This window comes from Ammoniphilus soli (assembly GCF_040813775.1).
The window spans coordinates 1-18,278 of record NZ_JBEGDL010000002.1; the positions used below are offsets into that span (position 1 = coordinate 1).

Below are 18,278 nucleotides of genomic sequence, written 5' to 3' on the forward strand. Positions count from 1 at the left end.
GATGTAGTAGTAGACGGATATCAGTGCTAATTGGTCTAAAGCAAAACCTTTTTCATTGTAAAGGTTTTGCTTTTTTCTTTTTAGGGTAATGATTTATTTTAGCTTGATGGGCATGTGGTACTACCCCTACTTGCACTTTTATGGTATCCGTGAACAGGAGGTACACCTACTGTATTTTCAACTGAACAGCGTTTTTTGGGATTTTCCAGTTGCCTTTTCCAGCCTGATAGGCACCGGGGAAAGATCCTTTTTGGGCTAAGGAACGAACCTTTTGTTGGGTAACGCCAAGCTTTTTAGATAAAGCATAGACGTTGTAATAACGGATACTGTTTTCATCTGGTGGAGTGACGCACCGAGGTTTTCTATGTAGGGAACCGTAAAAATTTTTATGGTGAAATGAAGAGGTACTTTGTTATGAGAAGAAAAAGATGTCTTGTGGGCATCCTTCTTTGTTTAATAAATATAGTAAGAAGGGTGAGAGTACGAAGAGTTGGTTAATCATTTATCTTAAAAAAATTAGGGTTACAAAATAATGGTTTCGGTATTGATACAAACTCCAGTAATATCAAGGGTTTTTGGTTTTTGGCTCGTAAACTTATTGTTAACTTGATCCGTTTTTGATTCGGGATTTCCTGGTTAATTTCGGTTAACTTTTGATATTTCCCATCTTTAGGAGTAGTGCCAATATTTTTGCGAAAACATACGCTAATACAATTTTTTGTTTATTGTGTTTTCGAATCCCGTTTAGCGGAATAACGAAGATGGGATGCCGAGGCATTCCGTAATCATGCTATGGATAATCCAGCAGATTCATCCTTGTCTTTTCTGGCTGGTTACTCTTGGGAATGTTGCGTGCTAGCTTTGCCATGACGTATTCCCCTTTCTTTTGAGAAGCTTGTTCCAGATTCCAATCAGGATAAAGACGAGATTAATAGCACCAAATGTCCCGAGGACTTTATAGTTTGGCGGTGTCTCCACGACCGGGCCATGATGTCCTTCATCACTGTTCCCCGTACCATGCCCATCAGATGATGGATTTTCGATGTCGGAGTAACCGGTATGTGTGTTGTGTCCCTCGTCTGCATGCGGCTTATTCGAGTCCGTATGGTTTTCCGAATGCTGAAGTTCTTCCGAATCTCCCTTTAACTCCGCTGCTGTTGGCGGCTGATGTGTTCCATCGGCCCATACGCCGGTTGAGAACCAGAGGATGCTTGCTAATGCTAGGACTGCCATCGCTGCTTTCATCCACAATCCTACCTCCATTCATGTTAAAGAATATCGAATGCTATGATTGGAGTTTATAGGAACTTTGTGGGGGAAACTATGAAAAATGTTTGGATGATTTGTGGATAGTTTTGAAGGGGTGGAGTAGGGGAGGAAAGGGATGTATAAGCGATGGAGAAAACACACGAGGAATAGGCGAGGGAATCTAGCTTTCCCTCGCCAGAAGCGACAATCAAGCCTCATTTATATCTCAAGGCTGGGTACTTCAGGCTTAAAACCAACCGTGAAAAAACCATTGACCAGCCATTCCAATGATCCCGAGAACAATGGAAACCCATCCGATGGTTTTAGAATTTCCAAACAGGCTTACGATTCCAGCAATAATCGCAATGCTCCCCATAAGGAATGGTGCGTAAACTAGAGAAATGATACCAGCGACGAGGCCTAGCCAACCGACCCAATTCAATTGGCTTCTTTGGCTCTCCTTGACTGTTGAGTCAGATATCTCGATTCGTTCTCGATCGTTCATTATTTTTCACCTCCGTGATTTATAGCTTTTCCATTTTTAGAAAATCAACACAGCTATCTCGCGTACCGAAATAATCTGCTTTCAGTCGACAATAAACGTTAACCTTCCGGGTTTTTGCTTCATGCGCCGACATCTACAGCTTCCTTACACTTAGGAACCTTTTCGCTGTTTCTTAGATACTATAGGAAAAGAGTGAATGGGAATAGAATCATAAACTAAGGAGGATGTACTTTGGGAAGGAACAAGAATGGAGATGACCATCATCATGATTTCGAATTCGTGCACTGGCAGGGGATAAATCACAATCACTTGCACGCTTATTCTACGCGGACGACGGTAAATGATCGGCACTCGCATATCGTACAGGGGATGACCTCTTCTCCAATGAATGCCATGAACGGGCACGTTCATTACTATGAAGGGGTTACAACCTATGATGACGGTCATGTCCATCGTTTCACTGGATACACAGGACCGGCAATACAATTGCCGGATGGAAGTCACTACCATGAGTTTGGAGGCCAAACGACTTTTGATGACGGTCATATTCACTACTATCGCGGGAGAACCGGGGTTGCCTTGGCTGCCAGATAATGAACAAAACTGAAAGATAATGATATCCAGCAGCATTAGGATGTCTCATGAATTAGTACTTTTGTTGGATATCTGAACGAATAAAATTTATGTTTGATAATGATATTCTCTATGTTATTTAAGTGAAGCTAAAGAATAGCTGAGGAAAATATAGTATATGTCATGCAGTATTGTGTCCGGGAGAAAAGCCCTCTTTTTTTACTCTATTAAAGGGTATATCCTACTATTGTATTTTTTGGTCGAAAAATCTAGAATGATGGTGAAAAGAGAATACGTTGGGATTGTTACTGGTAATGAGCAGGCAAGACCTAAAATGTGTTAAGGGAAAAGTGTACCTTTGCTGTACATCTCCTTGCGCGTTTTAGGTCTTTTTTGTTTGTGTTCTTTACATTAGCCGTTGAGGTAACTTTCCTGCAAATTAAAAGGAGGATATAAGATCATGGGTAAAACGAGTAAATCCATGTTAAAAAAATTGACCCTTTCCACAGCATTGGCAGCGAACTGCTTGGCTGCCATTCCAGCGTTCGCCGCGAATGTGGCTGATGATTACACTGCGGTCTGGTCCCGTCAGCAAGCGGAAAAGGTTGCTCTAACGAAAGAGACGACAGCTCCGCAGGTTAATATGGAGTTCGATTTGGTCGCGCCGAACCAATGGGTCTGGGACACCTGGCCGCTGCAAAACAGAGACGGTTCCCTTGCCATCGTGAACGGCTATAAAGTAGCCTTCGCCTTGGTCGCTCCACGCTCTCTTGGCTGGAATGACCGCCATACGGAAGCGAGAATCGGCATGTTCTATTCGAAAAACGGCAAAGATTGGACGTATGCCGGGGTTCCATATAACTATGACAAAGCATTAGGCCATATGCAGTGGGCCGGAACAGCCATGCTGGACGAGAAGGGCAAAGTGCACTTATTCTATACGGCAACCGGAGATAAAAGCAATTGGGATAACAACGGCTGGACTCAACGAGCGGAGCAGCGTATCGCAAAAACTACGTTTGACATTCGCGGGGATAAAAACGGAGTCCATCTGAGCAATGAAGGCCCGCACCAGATTATCCTTGAGGCGGACGGCAAATATTACGAAACGATTGAAAACTGGAATGGCAACATCATTACGGCGTTCCGCGATCCGTTTTTCTTCCAGGATCCGAATACCGGCAAAGAGTACATTATTTTTGAAGGTCAGGCCGGCAGCGATCGCGATCATTTGAAACCGGAAAATATCGGGGACGAAGAATACCGCAAAACGCATAGCGTGCCGGAAGGTGCGCAGTTGTACAACGGCAATATCGGTATCGCAGAAGTGCTTGACCATGACATCACCAAGCTGAAGCTTCTGCCGCCGCTGCTCGAATCAGTGGGGGCCAACCATCAGCTGGAGCGGCCGCACGTCGTGGTCAACGGCGATGACTATTACTTGTTCACGATCAGCCATACCTTCACCTATGCTCCAGGTTTGACTGGTCCGGACGGCGTGTACGGTTTTGTAGGCAAGGGATTGCGAAGCGAATACAAGCCAATGAACGGAAGCGGCCTGGTTATTGGCAATCCGAAAGAAAACCCTTATCAGGCGTATTCCTGGATGGTGCTTCCGAACCAGCAGGTAATCAGCTTCATAAACGAGCCGAAGGATGAAAACGGCCAAGTTCAATTCGGCGGTACCTTCGCGGCGACGCTGAAATTATCCTTGGAAGGCGATAAATCAGCAGTAACCAAAGAGCAAAGAAATGGTGAAATTAAGCCGTTCGGTCCAAATCGTTAAAGAATGATAGGAATGGAAAGGAGCACTTGAAATGATCCGCAAAAACAAGAAAGCATGGTCCGCGCTCGCCTTGGCAGCCAGCCTTGCCGCTTCCAGCTTCACATCTTTGCCGGTACAAGCCCAAGAAGGGGATCAAACTGTCCATTGGACACGCGAACAGGCTTCCAACATCGAATTGAATCAAGACAATACCTTGCGTTATACCGATATCAGCAAATTGGAGAAATTGGCGCCTGGCTATCACACTTGGGATACGTGGGCTCTGACAGACCGTGACGGGAACATCGCCTCGATCAAAGGCTGGAAAGTGATTTTTGCGCTTTCCGCTCCGGATGACGTGCTGCCGGGCAAAGTGCACGACATTGCAACCATCCGTTACTTTTATTCGAAAAACGGCAAAGACTGGACTTTGGGCGGGGAACTGTTCCCGCCAGGATCCGCGCTAGGTTCCCGCCAGTGGGCCGGGTCGGCCATGACGGACAACGGCAAGATTCATGCATTCTACACCGCAACGGGACACAAAGGGGAAGAGCGCTTGACCTACGAGCAGCGTTTGGCCATGGCCACGGGTGAGATTGTCGCCGACAGCAAAGGGGTCCGCTTTGAAAACTGGGGCGATCACCGCATCCTATTGGAACCGGACGGAAAATACTATCAGACCAAGGAACAAGCGCAGCAGGGTGAAGGGGGAGGTTACGCCTTTCGTGATCCGATGTGGTTCAAAGACCCAAAAACAGGAAAAGAATATCTGCTGTTCGAAGGGAATTCTGGCGGCGCTGTTGCCGAACGCAAGTTTAAGCCGGAATATGTCGGAAGCCCTGAATTCGCCGGGCAGCATCACGTGCCGGAAGGTGCGGCACACGCGAACGGCAACATCGGCATCGCCGAGGTGGAAGGCGGTGATTTCTCGAAAATCAAGCTTCTCCCTCCCCTTCTGGAAGCGAATTTCGTAAATGAAGAACTCGAGCGTCCGCATATCGTGGTGAAAGACAAGAAGTACTATCTGTTTACCGACAGCCACATCAACAAATACGCGGAGGGTCTGAAAGGGCCGGAAGGCTTATATGGCTTTGTTTCCGACTCGCTGGTCGGCGGATATAAACCCCTGAACGGAAGCGGGCTGGTACTGGCCAATCCTTCGGAAAATCCATACCAAGCTTATTCTTGGCTGGTTCTCCCTAACTTGAATGTGGTCGGTTTCGCCCATTTTGGAGATCTGGGGAACTTGTCCATCGGTGATGTCGGAAACCAGACTCCGGAATACCAGTTCAGCCATTTTGGCGGAACCTTGGCGCCTACGGTGAAGCTGTCCATCAAAGGCGACCGCACCAAAGTGGAAAACGAGCTGGAACCGGGGACAATTAAGCAATAAGATCGACAAATCGGCATGGTCAATCAGCAGTGGCTGGTTGGCCATGCTATTCGATTCTCGGAAAACGGACAAAAGGATAGGATAGGGCAGAGGCAACGTCTTATAATGGGAGTATAGGGATAGCAAAAGCTGTCAATGATAGTCTCACTGAATTTGAAATTCTGCCGCCGGTGCTGGAAGCTAATTGCGTCAATGAAGAGCTTAAGCGCCCGGGCATAATGGTGAAAGGAAATCGCTATTATCTATTTACTAAAACACATCACGGAAAGTTTGCAGCGGGTTTGGATGCACCGGAAGGATTGTATGGTTTTACATCGACATCTTTATTCGGAGGCTATAAGCCGCTTAATGGCAGCGGACTGGTGATCGCTAACCCCGAAGACAATCCTTATCAAGCCTATTCCTGGATGGTCATGCCTAACGGAACGGTAATCAGCTTCGTGAACTATGTGGATGTGGATGGGAAAAACATCCAGGAGATTGGTGAACAATCCCCGCACTATCAAAGGGAACATTTCGGCGGCATGCTTGCCCCGTCATTAAAGCTTTCGATTACCGGTGACCACGAAGATTGTCCATGAAAAGAAACAATGCGTATTCCATTAAAGATGCAGGTTTTGGCGTTCAGTATGCTGCTGGGCGTATTTGTACTTTACACTACCATGCAGGATAAGGAGGAACGGAACAATAGCCCAGATCAATTCGAAGGAAATTGTGGAAAAGCTTTTGCCTTTAGTAGGAGGAAAAGAAAATATTAAGGGAGCCACGCATTGTGCTTCCCGTCTTCGTTTAACGCTTCTGGACGAAGCGATCGCTGATATCGAATCCATTGAAAAGATGGAGAATGTGGAAGGAGTATATACGAGACACGGGCAAATTCAAATCATTTTTGGGGCAGGCAGAGTAAATAAAATTTATAAGGCATTGGTTGAAACCCAGGGAACCGTATCGGCAAATCCTAACCCCCGCATCGAAGAAAATCAGGCCAAGTCCAATCTGATCGCGCGAGTTGCAAAGGTCCTGTCCGGCATCTTCGTGCCCATTATCCCCGCCATTGTGGCAAGCGGCTTGTTAATGGGGCTGATCGGCATGGTCAAGGCATTTGATTGGATTGCTCCGGATAGCGCTTGGATGAGAATACTTGGCATTTTATCTAGTTCCGCCTTTATTATTCTACCTATCCTTATTGGGTTTAGTTCAGCCAAGGAATTCGGGAGCAATCCCTACTTGGGTGCTGTCATAGGCGGCGTTTTAACTCACCCTTCCTTATTGAATCCTTCGGAACTTGGAAACAGGGGTCCGGAATATTTAGATGTGATTGGTTTAAAAATCGCCTTAATCGGTTACCAAGGTACGGTAATCCCTATTTTGCTGTCTGTCTACGTGATGAGCAGGATTGAAAAAGGATTGAGGAAATGGGTTCCTAACCACTTGGACTTATTGGTTATCCCCTTTTTGACGGTTGCCATTACTGGCGCCATATCCCTTTTGGCGATCGGGCCTTTGGGTATGTGGTTAGGCGGCTTGATTACAATCAGCCTGAATCATCTATTTGAGTTAGGGGGATTCATGGCCGGATTCCTTTTTGGCGGGATCTATACATTCATTGTCATTACTGGCTTGCATCATAGCATACACGCGATAGAGGCAGGATTGCTTGCGGATCCGAAAGTTGGAGTCAACTTTTTGCTGCCCATATGGTCTATGGCGAATGTTGCCCAAGGAGGGGCAGCTTTAGCCGTATTTTTCAAAACGAAAAACAAGAAGTTGAAAGAGATCGCCATACCTGCTGCCCTTTCATCCTTTTTAGGCATCATTGAACCTGTTATTTTCGGGATTAACCTTCGATTAGTGAAGCCTTTTATTGGCGCGGCACTAGGCGGGGCACTAGGCGGGGCGTATGTCGTCTATATGCATGTCGCAGCAAATTCCTACGGCTTGACGGGAATACCCATGATCGCGATCACAGCGCCGCTTGGATTGCCTAACCTCATCCATTATCTTATCGGATTTGCCGTTTCGGTTGTTTCCTCGTTTTTGGCAACTTGGATCCTGTTGCGACGTGAAGGAGGGGAGTTCAAATGAAATGGTTGCGCAAGAGAGAGAACAGAACGGAAGAGATTTTGTTTGCTCCCCTCAGCGGAAAAGTGCTGCATCTGAAGGAAGTGCCCGACCCTGCTTTTTCCGAAAAGAAATTGGGCGAAGGCATAGCCATAGAGCCTACGGAAGGGAAAGTGTGCTCACCAGTAAACGGAGAAGTCATCCATCTGTTTCCGACGAAACATGCTATCGGTATCGGTTCGGAAAACGGATTGGAGATTTTGATCCACATCGGCCTGGATACCGTGTTCATGGAGGGAAAAGGATTTTACGAATGCGTCAAAGAGGGCGACCGGGTGAAAAGGGGGCAACCTCTGTTGGAGTTTTCTCTCGACCTGGTCAAGCAGAATGCCACAAGTATTATTAGCCCCATCGTGATCACCAATTCGAATCAAGTTGAGCGGCTGGAAATCATATCGCCTCCTTTAGCCCAAATGGGCACCACGCCATTCATGAAGATTGCCATAAAATCTAAATAATGGACTGCAGAGGACGCCAGAGAAGGAGGAACACCATGAAAATCAAAAAAGTATTAAATAACAATACCGTTGTGGTTAGTGATGGGGGAGAAGAAAAAATTGTCATGGGGTTGGGGATCGGGTTCCAGAAAAAAAAGAACGATCCCGTCGTTCAATTGAAAATTGAAAAAACCTTTGTCATGAGGGATAGGATAGAGTATGAAAAATTCGAAGAAATCGTAGCAACGCTGCCTGAGGAGCATATCCAAGCCGCAGAGGAAATCATCTCCCATACAGAAAAGGAGCTGGGTGTTTCATTAAATGAGCATATTCATATCGCCCTCACGGACCACTTATCTTTTGCCCTTGAACGGCTGGCCAAGGGAATGGTGATCAAAAACACCTTGCTAAATGAAATCAAAATTCTGTACCCGAAGGAATTTCAAATTGGATGCTGGGCGAAATCATTGATCAGCGAGAAGCTGGGGATCGAAATCCCGGAGGATGAGGTGGGGTATATCGCTCTGCATATCCACACGGCGAAGATGAATGCCGGCGATATGGCAAAAACATTGGATATAACGTCGATGATACGGGATATGGTAGATATAATAGAAAGTTGCTTGGATATAAAGATCGCTGAAGAAACCGTTTCTTATGAGCGATTGATTACGCATTTGCGCTTTTCCGTACAACGATCGGAAACAGGCGAATCGTTTCTGGATATAGAACGGGAAATGTCGGAAATGGTGAAAGAAAAATATAAAGAGTCTTTTTCCTGTGCACAAAAAGTCGGTCAATTCGTAAGCGAGGAATATGACTTCGAACTCCCGGAAATGGAATTGGTGTACATCACAATGCAAATTCAAAGAATTTATAACCGATTGGTGTCATCTTGAAAATGGTTTGGAGAGGGTTAATTGGATTGGCCATATGCATGGTTATGGGAGCAGTAGTTTATAAGCAGATGAATCCCTATGAAGCCACTATAACGGCATCACCTCATGATCAAACTCTCCACCAATGGGGATTTGATGAAGGGAAGGGTAAGGTCACACATGATAACGCCCAACAAACACTGTCGACTATTCAATATGCATTAGAATCAGATCCTGAATGGAAAGAGGGCATTAGCGGTGCGTCATTATTATTTGATGGGTATTCAAACTGGCTTGAGCTGGCCCCAGAGCAGGTTCACCAACCAGCAGGGTCTTTTGCCATCGAGGCATGGGTGGCGCCGAGGGCTTATGAATGGGGAGATCAAGGTCAACCGTCGGCTATTATTAATCAACATAATAAAGAAAATAAACAAGGATTCCTTGTGGGAATGGGACGACATGGTTATATAACCTTTCAGCTAGCCCTTAACGGTGAATGGCAGGAAATGTGGTCGCCGCAAGGAAAAATCCTGCAGAAAGATCAATGGTCTTATCTTGTTGCACAGTTCAATAAAGAGGAAAGCAAAATTTCCCTGTATATAAACGGTGAGCTTGTACAAGAAAAAGAAGTGCCCGAAAACAGTAGATTTACACCTGCGTATACCCAACCATTGCTTGTGGGCAAACATAATCGGGCAGTTGCGGTTTCCGATGTGTTTCAAGTCAATATGTTCAATGGGTTAATGGACAATGTCTCGCTGTACGATCAAACATTCAGTGATGAACAGGTGAAGCAGGAATATAAAAAGGTAAGCAAAACATTTAACAACGAATGGCCAAAACCCAAAACGTCGTTTGACAGAACGGTTTATAAGGGCGATCGCTATCGTCCCAATTACCATTTTACTGCCCCGCAGCATTGGATGAATGAACCCCATGCACCGATTTACTATAAAGGCAAATACCATTTATTCTATCAATTCAACCCGTCCGGTCCTTTTTGGCACCAAATCCATTGGGGACACGCTACGAGTGAGGATATGATTCATTGGGAAGACCGGCCTATTGCATTAAGTCCAGCAGAAGGAACCGCAGCACGTGACGGGGTTTGGTCGGGCAGTGCAGCATTCGATCCAAACGGAGTACCGGTGCTGTTTTACACAGCAGGGCATGATGAAATGAATCCGAATCAAATGACAGGCATTGCACATCCGGCCGATGCCGATGATGTCCACTTGAATCAGTGGTACATGAACCCTCATCCAGTTACGATTCAACAAGAAAATATGGATACGCCAAATGGAAAAGTGCTATTCGGTCAATTCCGTGATCCGTTTGTTTGGAAAGAGGGAGATAAATGGTATCAGCTTGTCGGTTCAGGCGTAGAGGGAGCAGGCGGAACCGCTTTACTTTATAGTTCAGATGACATGGAGCATTGGCAATATGAGAAGCCATTCATGATTGGCGATAAAATCAAATTCCCGCGTACAGGAGATGTATGGGAACTGCCATTTTTGGTCCCGATTAAAAACAAGGAAACAGGCGAACAAAAATATGTGTTTATAGTGAGTCCCTATTTTATGTCCAGTAGTCCATATGCGGCTCGCTATACGTTTTATTGGACCGGAACTTGGGATCCTGAAAGGCTGGAGTTTATCCCAGACACCGAGGAGCCTAACATGTTTGATTACGGTGAGCACTTTACAGGAGCACAAGGATTTGTTGATGCAAAAGGCCGTACTATCCTAACTAGTATTTTACAAGACCGGCGTTCAGAAAAAGAAAAATATCAATCAGGGTGGGCGCACGGGGCTGGAATGCCCCTGGAAATTTATTTGAATGGCAAGCAAGGTCTCGGCATTCGTCCGATTGAAGAGGTTCAGTTGCTTCGTCAAGAAGAGCTGGCATCCGCTGATCGGGTTACCATGGCAGAAGCGAATAAACTGCTGGAAGGCATTCAAGGTGATCAAGTTGAAATTGAGCTGGAACTGGATATTGCGAATGCAAAACATGCCGGTCTGAAAGTATTAAAAGAACCTAATGACGAGGAAGAAACCGTTGTTTTTTATAATAATGAAAACAAAACGATCAATATTGACCGAGAACGTTCAAGCAAGGACCCTGATATTGAAAGAGGGATTCAAGGCGGAGTACTGCATCTTGAAGACGGTATCTTAAGGCTAAACGTATTTATAGACAAATCCATCGTGGAAGTCTACGCAAATCATGAAAAAAGTATTTCTTCGCGCGTATTTCCCATATTAGATCTATCAAAAGGTCTTGAAGTATATGGAATAGATGGAGAGCCATTTGTACGCTCCATGAGAGTATGGAGGATGGATACAGCTATTGAAGGCGAACAGGATTAACTATGAAGCTAGTAGCCTCGGATGGGGTGACAACTGTGTTACCAAATGCGAGGAAAAGAATACAATGTAATAGATTGATAGATTTCATTAAAGGAAGGGGATGGGATATGCCTATTCTGGTGTTAGATCCTGGTCATGGAGGTACAGATCCCGGTGCCCAGTCGAATGGGCTCATTGAAAAAGACTTGGCTTTAAATCTTGGTTTGAGGGTTCGGGATTGGTTGCGAAACGGCTATGTGGTGGATGTCCGCATGACGAGAGAAACGGATGTTTTTGTATCCTTATCGGACCGGGCCAACTTTGCGAATCAGCTGAACGCCGATTATTTTGTTTCGCTTCACCATAATGCTGCAGGCGGGGAAGGCTTTGAATCTTATGTTTATCCCGGTACCCGAAGCGGAAAGGCCGGACAGATGCAAGATCTTGTCCATGCGGAGGTGATGGCTTACCTGGGATCATTCGGAGTGAGGGATCGAGGGAAAAAGGAAGCCAATTTCGCCGTGTTGCGAGAGACGAAGATGCCCGCCATTCTCCTGGAGAACTTGTTTGTCGATAATGCAATGGATGCTCAGCTATTGAAGGACCCAGAGGTAATGAAACAATTAGCAAGAGCGATTGCCAGAGGGATTGCCAAAGCGATGGGCTTAGTGGAGCTTTATCCAGCGGGTACGCCAGACTGGAAAAAAGAGGCCGTAGATTGGCTTTATACGGAAGGTTTATTGACTGATCCAAGCTGGAAACAAAAACTTGAAGATCCCCTGCCATTATGGGCTGAAGCGATCGTTTTACAAAAGCTCTATCGAAAGCTCGGCGGAAGTTAGGGAGATTTTTATCGATATAGGAAAAGAAAACCTGCTTTCCAAGCAGGTTCTTTTTACATCATTTATCTCGTTGGGAAGAAAAGAAAAGCTGTTTGAGTTCCTCCCTTTCAGGAAAAGAGGCTAATGTCTCCGAGATATCAAGGAACAGCTGATGGAATAGGGGTTTGCTTTTCGGAGATAGGCTTTTTTCTAATGCAACAAGCTGGCCCATGCGTTGGACCTTAGCCGGGAACAGAGTGAAAATGGCGGGATAAACAGTAGAGACGAAATGCTCGACATAATTTTCCAGTGTGGTTGGGTCGTCATCCGGCAGTTCCAGAAGAAGCTCAGCAGCTTGAAACAGAGAAGGATCAGGCGGAATGAAGCTGAACAAATATTCATTCGAACCTCTTAACGGATAAACCAGTTCATTGATGTGTGCATTACTGGAACGCAGGGTAATTTCTCCTGTTCGGCCACTGGAATAAAAGCCCGTAAGGACGATTTCAAATGCCCCTTTTTTCCGAGAAAGCAACTCACATCTCCAAGGATCCATCAACTTTTCTAACATTTCCCCGCATCGCTTTAAGTCGAAGGAGCGTCTCACGCTGCTTCGCAGTTGCTCCGTTAGCTTCGCGGCAAGTTCATCGTTCCCCATCGAAGCAATTAATACATAATCAGTAAGGGAATCATTTTGTAGGTTATCCGTCATTAGCAAGCAAAATGAATGATGGGTAATGGTTATAAGCAAAGGCATAAGCATTCTCCTGTTTCTCATTTAGATATCTATAGACTGGAAATGGTTGTACGACGTTAAACTTATTATTCGTAAGATGTACTGATTCGGTTCATTGACCAAGTAAAAATAAGTGCCAACACACTGCCGCCTTGAGTTGTGGTCTTTTTTAAAAGAAATTGAAATACTTTGTTAATGTACGATTACTTGTTTGACGTAAATCCATTGTACCCTTGTCACTTATCAGATATCTGAGAAGCAAGGGCAATGGGTGGCGTTGAAGCAGGGGAGAAGAGCTCTCTTTTTCCCCTTGCATATACAAAGGACAGGAGGAGGTGAAGAGTTTTTTTCTCGGGAAAAAATCAGTAATCGAGGGGGAAAGACATGAGTATAGGAACTTTATCCATTCTTTCTGTGTTGCCGATTTTGGCCGTCGCTTTGTTTCTCGTGGTTTTGCGTTGGCCAGCCAGTAAAGCAATGCCCATTTCCTATGTGGTGGCGGTGGGTCTGGCTCTGTTTGTCTGGAAGGTGCCAGGTGCCCAGGTGGCAGCGGCCTCTGTCAATGGTTTGGTTGTTGCCTGTACGCTTCTGTTCATCGTTTTCGGGGCCATCCTGCTGTTGAATACGCTGCAGGAAAGCGGTGGGCTGAGTACGATTCGTCAGGGCTTTACGGATATTACCCCGGACCGCCGGATTCAGGTAATTATCATTGCCTGGTTATTCGGTTCCTTTATTGAAGGGGCAGCAGGCTTTGGGACTCCTGCTGCAGTGGCCGTACCCTTATTGGTCGGGCTCGGATTTCCGGCCATCGCAGCGGTAATGGCCGGAATGATCATCCAAAGTACTCCCGTTTCCTTCGGAGCGGTCGGAACCCCGATGTTGGTTGGGGTGGGTACGGGCCTAGGGGACTCCATCAAGCCTTATGCGGCAAGCATCGGGTATACGGATTGGAGCCAGTTTATCGCCATGATAGGGACCAAGGTAGCGCTGCTTCATGCGATTGCCGGAACCCTGGTACCGTTGCTCGTCGTGACCCTGATGACCAAATTTTACGGCAAGAACAAAACGTTCCGAGAAGGCTTAAAGGTATGGAAATTTGCTCTATTTGCCGCGTTTTCCATGACGATTCCGTACTTGCTGGTAGCCAACTTGCTCGGTCCGGAGTTCCCTTCGATGATCGGGGGATTGGTCGGATTGGCTATTGTGGTCAGTGCAGCCAAAAAAGGCTTTCTCATGCCGGGGAAGGATGAAATCTGGAATTTCGATAAAAAAGAAAATTGGGATCCGGATTGGTCCGGAAAAATTGTCATTCAGGATATTGCCAGCAAACATGGTCCCATGAGTATGGTTAAAGCATGGGCGCCCTATATTCTCGTCGGGGCATTCCTCGTACTTACTCGATTGAAAGCGTTACCTTTCATGGATTGGCTGAAAGGCTGGAAGGTTACGTTCCCGAACTTGTTTGGAACGGAAATTACAGCCAGCTTTGAACCGCTGTACCTTCCGGGCACGATCTTTATTGTGGTCTCGATCATTACGTTTTTCCTTCACCAGATGGACGGCCAGGCCTACAAGCGGGCTTGGAAACATTCCGCCAAGACCATGCTGGCTGCCTCTGCGGCCCTTGTTTTTACCGTCCCGATGGTTCAAGTATTCATCAATTCCGGCGGCGGGACTGCTGGGTTTGAGAAGATGCCGATTGCTCTTGCTGAAGGCGTAGCTGCGCTTGCGGGCTCCGCATGGCCGATCTTTGCACCTTTTATCGGGGGATTAGGAGCTTTTGTGGCCGGAAGCAATACGGTGAGCAATATGATGTTCTCGCTGTTCCAATTCGGGGTAGGAGAGCGGATTCAGGTTGATCCGACATGGATCGTGGCCTTGCAGGCGGTTGGAGGAGCAGCAGGTAATATGATTTGCGTTCATAACGTGGTTGCAGCTTCTGCGGTTGTCGGCTTAGTTGGTAAAGAAGGCTACGTCATTCGCCAAACCTTGCTTCCATTTGCGTATTACGCCTTGCTTTTGGGGTCCATCGGTTATTCGATCGTATGGTACTCTCAGAAGGGATGGTTCAATATGGGTACGATCATTGCTTTCGCGATTGGTGTCGCTGCCATCTATATCATCGGTACCAATCAAAAGCAATTGAGTGCATAGCAGAGGAGAAGGCACGTCGAACTAGCGAGATGAAAGGACTGTTCAAGGAGTTGCATCTTGACAGTCCTTTCAGGTTTTGACGAATCGTGGAATAAATTATGTTATACTAATATAAATTATCTAAATTATGGCACTAAATATTCAGTTCACTTAACTAGGAATATCACCTATCTCCGCGTTTATGGAAGCCCTCCGTGGCGATACCTGTAGAGCGGCCGGAGGATTTTCAACACATTTCCGGATTGGTACGCTATCTGATTTTCCCATTGGGCCGCATGTATTACTTGACCGTTCATACTGATATTGGCATCCAAATAGATCAGGAAGAGAAGATAGAGGAAGTATTAGCCCCTATTAAAGAGGAGGGGATCTTTGCCCAGAAGGTACTTTTTAGAGCGGAAAGCTTTGAAAAAATTATATTTCCGGCTTTGCAGTGCCTGACAAGCAGTTTTTGCCCCCAATGCCGTGCTGTTCACTGTAAGTGATGAATATGAAAAACAGAACAAGTTATAGGCTCTAATCGAGAGCATACGCCCGCTTGAAACAGCTACGATGTGCCTTTGGCTGCACCCTAATTTGGGGCTTAAACGCAAGATTAATATCTGGCTTAGGGACCGGAGTCCCAATAATGACTTGGCTGTCCTATGTGCGCTTCAAACGGTTCGCAACATGGGAGCGGAACTTCAATTATGGCGGGTCATAAGCAACGAAAAGCAAAAGAAAAAGGTAACAAAGGAGATGAAAAGCTTTATTGAAGAAGCACGTTTGCCGGTAAATACGAAGATTGCTGTATTCTCGGGGGAATTTTATACGATTATTCAAGAAAAGGTGGCGGATCTAAGTATACTAGGAATGCCAATGCATTATAGAGACATGATTCATATCATAAAACTAGCACCAGGAAGCATGCTTTTTGTTGCATTCAGTGGCTTGGAAAACGCGCTTGTTTAAATGTACAGTAAATGACAATCAACAATAAAATCCCCATAATGGGGATTTTATTGTTTGTTTTGTTCTTGTAATTGGCGAACTTCTTGCTCTGCTTGATTCAGTTGGGAGGAAGCTTCTTGTAGTTGTTGATTTGGTGCTGAAACAGATGGAGATGGATTTTGATTTGAAGAAGCTTCTGAAGCAAGATGCGTTTGATGATAGTACACATCGTTCGTATTATTCGAACCAGCTAGCTGATGAGGAGTTAGTTCTCCTGAAGCTTCATTAGCAAGATGGGTCTGATGATAGTACACGTCATTTTTATTATTCGAACCAGCTGGCTGATAAGGAGTTAGTTCTTCTGAAGCTTCTGTCGCAAGATGGGTCTGATGATAGTGCACGTCATTTTTATTATTGGAACTATCTGGAGTGTTTTGTTGATTGTTGTTTGCACGAGACTGCCACCATACAACGCCAATAAGGATTGCTGCAATGAGTATGATCCAAAAGGTCATCGTCACTTATCCTTCCTGTTATGAGATTATTTATAGATTGTTCAATCTTTATACCGCCTTAATAAGGTACTCATCTTGCTTTATTCAAATACGAGGGAAAAATTAACGGAGGTGTAATGGTTGTTTATTTATTGGGAAAGATATTGAAAATTGGATGTATCCCCTTTGCCGACGGATTTCACTGAATTTGAGCCGTTAATACTCCTGTACTTTCTTTATTTTTCAATTAAATCGGGTATGTCCATAAAAGAGTGAGGAGTATAAGGAGGCAATTCTTCAATCATGGATCTTTTTAGTGTTAAAAATAAAGTCGTGTTTAATACGGGTTCAACCAGTGGGCTGGGTTTTACTTTAGCCAGCGGTTTTGTCGAAGCGGGAGCCAAGGTGGTGATTAATGGCCGGTTCAATCGGGCGCTGGAGTAACTGGTGCATGAGGACCTAACGGCCGGTGCGGCTTTCGACGTGTGAGACCGGCAGGTTTCAAAACAAGCAACAAGTTGAATTTTTAATACAAAATGGTTGTTGCTATGGACAAGGATACATTAAAAGTCCACCAATACCGATAGAAAAAATTAAATCATTATTTAATCAACAACCCACCCTTAATCAAATAGGGGCAGTTATCTGAAATAGTTACGGCTTCAGGATTTTTGACTGCCAATTCGTGATCAAAGCAAAAGCGATTGGGAGTTTTTTTAAAAAAAATCGTAAGTTTGCGTGCGTAAATATGGAGGCCGGATGAATTTCGTAGTCTTTGATGTGCCGTTATTTGTAATAGTTATTGATAAGGAGTATGGGAGCCGGTTTCGTGACCAAATCGGGGCAGTTATCTGAAATAGTTACAGCTTCAGGATTTTGACTGCCAATTCGTGATCAAAGCGAACAGGTTTGGGAGTATTTTTAAAAATCGTGAGTTTGCGTGCGCAAATAGGGTGGGAGAATGAATTTCGTAGTTTTTGATGTGATGTTATTTGTAGTAGTTATTGATTGAGGAGTATGGGAGTCGATTTCGTGACCAATTTGGGGCAGTTATCTGAAATGGTTACAGCTTTTATATAATCCATCTATATATTTGAGATGGGCAGGACGGATCATCGTATTGATCTCCTCATCAATGATTGTTAACAGCGCTACATATAACAATATGGTCAACTCCTTAGGTCGGGAACTTCAAACAAAACTATTATAGCAAAGGCGTTGAAATTATTCCCCCAAAAGAGTGTTTATTATGGTCGAGCTGATATTTAGCTAATGATTAATTGTGACAGACCTCTGACTTTTAAATCGGAAACATATCCCTCTTGCGCAGGAAACCGGACTCATTATTCCCATAAGGGAGTGGGTCATTCACAGTTTTGCAATCAGATAAACAAGTGGAAAGAAACGAGGGATACCAAGTATTCCTATTTCCATAAATGTTTCAGCAAAACGTTTTATGCAAAGTGACTTTGTGATGGCGGTTAAACGAATGTTGAATCGGTATGGAATAGATGGCAGCGAAATTGAATTGAAGGTTACAGAGACTTCTTTTATACATACCCCGGAGGTTGCTCAAACCATCATCAGTAAATTAGAGGAACTGGGAGTAAAGATCGCCCTTGATGATTTTGGGACGGGTTATTCCTCTCTTTCTTATCTCACAAAATTTAAACTTCACACTTTAAAAACGGATCGTTCGTTTATACAAGATCGGTCCAAAGATGCCAAGGTGAGAACCATCACCACCTCTATCATTCAAATTACTAAAGGGCTTGGCATGGAAATTGTAGCTGAAGGAGTAGAAACGGAAGAACATGGCTTCTGAATAAAAATATAAAAGGATGGGAAAAAGCTTTCCATCCTTATTTTTATGGG

At 45.0% G+C, this 18,278-nt stretch carries 17 protein-coding genes and 1 pseudogene; 14 read left to right on the forward strand and 4 right to left on the reverse strand.

The window, feature by feature from the left end; translation table 11 throughout:
- Positions 1 to 855: 855 nt before the first annotated feature.
- Entirely contained in the window at positions 856 to 1,245 is a 390-nt protein-coding gene (locus ABLT31_RS04665; protein ID WP_367749355.1) for a hypothetical protein, read from the reverse strand.
- A 250-nt stretch (positions 1,246 to 1,495) separates the two neighbouring features.
- Complete coding sequence (locus ABLT31_RS04670) at positions 1,496 to 1,753, reverse strand: hypothetical protein (RefSeq protein ID WP_367749356.1); 258 nt, start codon at positions 1,751 to 1,753, stop codon at positions 1,496 to 1,498.
- 231 nt (positions 1,754 to 1,984) lie between these two features.
- On the opposite strand from ABLT31_RS04670, the gene ABLT31_RS04675 reads away from it, so the two are divergent.
- The 9 genes and pseudogenes from ABLT31_RS04675 (at position 1,985) to ABLT31_RS04715 (ending at position 12,110) form a co-directional block, all read left to right on the forward strand.
- Positions 1,985 to 2,347, forward strand: a complete 363-nt coding sequence (locus ABLT31_RS04675) for a YmaF family protein (RefSeq protein WP_367749357.1) — start codon at positions 1,985 to 1,987, stop codon at positions 2,345 to 2,347.
- A gap of 439 nt (positions 2,348 to 2,786) precedes the next feature.
- A complete protein-coding gene (locus ABLT31_RS04680) occupies positions 2,787 to 4,112 on the forward strand; it encodes a glycoside hydrolase family 68 protein (RefSeq protein WP_367749358.1) in 1,326 nt (441 codons plus the stop codon).
- A gap of 31 nt (positions 4,113 to 4,143) precedes the next feature.
- Positions 4,144 to 5,484, forward strand: coding sequence for a glycoside hydrolase family 68 protein (locus ABLT31_RS04685; protein WP_367749359.1), 1,341 nt, complete (start codon positions 4,144 to 4,146; stop codon positions 5,482 to 5,484).
- A gap of 101 nt (positions 5,485 to 5,585) precedes the next feature.
- Positions 5,586 to 6,065, forward strand: a pseudogene (locus ABLT31_RS04690) (glycoside hydrolase family 68 protein); the annotation flags it as partial.
- A 115-nt stretch (positions 6,066 to 6,180) separates the two neighbouring features.
- Positions 6,181 to 7,569: a sucrose-specific PTS transporter subunit IIBC gene (locus tag ABLT31_RS04695; protein ID WP_367750204.1), complete on the forward strand. Its 1,389-nt coding sequence runs from the start codon at positions 6,181 to 6,183 to the stop codon at positions 7,567 to 7,569.
- Complete coding sequence (locus ABLT31_RS04700; protein ID WP_367749360.1) at positions 7,566 to 8,063, forward strand: PTS sugar transporter subunit IIA; 498 nt, start codon at positions 7,566 to 7,568, stop codon at positions 8,061 to 8,063. The genes ABLT31_RS04695 and ABLT31_RS04700 overlap by 4 nt, the downstream gene beginning before the upstream one ends.
- A gap of 35 nt (positions 8,064 to 8,098) precedes the next feature.
- A complete protein-coding gene (locus ABLT31_RS04705) occupies positions 8,099 to 8,941 on the forward strand; it encodes a PRD domain-containing protein (RefSeq protein ID WP_367749361.1) in 843 nt (280 codons plus the stop codon).
- A gap of 2 nt (positions 8,942 to 8,943) precedes the next feature.
- Positions 8,944 to 11,289 carry a GH32 C-terminal domain-containing protein gene (locus tag ABLT31_RS04710; RefSeq protein WP_367750206.1) on the forward strand — a complete coding sequence of 782 codons (2,346 nt, stop codon included), beginning with the start codon at positions 8,944 to 8,946 and terminating at the stop codon, positions 11,287 to 11,289.
- Between the two features lie 107 nt (positions 11,290 to 11,396).
- Positions 11,397 to 12,110, forward strand: coding sequence for an N-acetylmuramoyl-L-alanine amidase family protein (locus tag ABLT31_RS04715; protein WP_367749362.1), 714 nt, complete (start codon positions 11,397 to 11,399; stop codon positions 12,108 to 12,110).
- 58 nt (positions 12,111 to 12,168) lie between these two features.
- On the opposite strand, the gene ABLT31_RS04720 is transcribed toward ABLT31_RS04715, so the two are convergent.
- Positions 12,169 to 12,846: a hypothetical protein gene (locus tag ABLT31_RS04720; protein ID WP_367749363.1), complete on the reverse strand. Its 678-nt coding sequence runs from the start codon at positions 12,844 to 12,846 to the stop codon at positions 12,169 to 12,171.
- A 363-nt stretch (positions 12,847 to 13,209) separates the two neighbouring features.
- Here ABLT31_RS04720 and ABLT31_RS04725 point away from each other — a divergent pair, with 363 nt between their 5' ends.
- The 3 genes from ABLT31_RS04725 to ABLT31_RS04735 all read left to right on the forward strand — a co-directional run bounded on the left by ABLT31_RS04725 (position 13,210) and on the right by ABLT31_RS04735 (position 15,930).
- Entirely contained in the window at positions 13,210 to 14,979 is a 1,770-nt protein-coding gene (locus tag ABLT31_RS04725; protein ID WP_367749364.1) for an L-lactate permease, read from the forward strand.
- A gap of 194 nt (positions 14,980 to 15,173) precedes the next feature.
- Positions 15,174 to 15,464: a hypothetical protein gene (locus tag ABLT31_RS04730; protein ID WP_367749365.1), complete on the forward strand. Its 291-nt coding sequence runs from the start codon at positions 15,174 to 15,176 to the stop codon at positions 15,462 to 15,464.
- A gap of 91 nt (positions 15,465 to 15,555) precedes the next feature.
- Complete coding sequence (locus tag ABLT31_RS04735; RefSeq protein WP_367749366.1) at positions 15,556 to 15,930, forward strand: hypothetical protein; 375 nt, start codon at positions 15,556 to 15,558, stop codon at positions 15,928 to 15,930.
- A 47-nt stretch (positions 15,931 to 15,977) separates the two neighbouring features.
- Here the strand turns inward: ABLT31_RS04735 and ABLT31_RS04740 are convergent, their stop codons facing one another.
- Positions 15,978 to 16,424, reverse strand: coding sequence for a DUF6479 family protein (locus ABLT31_RS04740; RefSeq protein ID WP_367749367.1), 447 nt, complete (start codon positions 16,422 to 16,424; stop codon positions 15,978 to 15,980).
- A 282-nt stretch (positions 16,425 to 16,706) separates the two neighbouring features.
- Between ABLT31_RS04740 and ABLT31_RS04745 the strand changes: the two genes are divergently transcribed.
- Both ABLT31_RS04745 and ABLT31_RS04750 read left to right on the forward strand, forming a co-directional pair.
- Positions 16,707 to 16,847: a hypothetical protein gene (locus ABLT31_RS04745; RefSeq protein WP_367749368.1), complete on the forward strand. Its 141-nt coding sequence runs from the start codon at positions 16,707 to 16,709 to the stop codon at positions 16,845 to 16,847.
- 976 nt (positions 16,848 to 17,823) lie between these two features.
- Positions 17,824 to 18,228, forward strand: coding sequence for an EAL domain-containing protein (locus ABLT31_RS04750; protein WP_367750208.1), 405 nt, complete (start codon positions 17,824 to 17,826; stop codon positions 18,226 to 18,228).
- Positions 18,229 to 18,278: the final 50 nt, after the last annotated feature.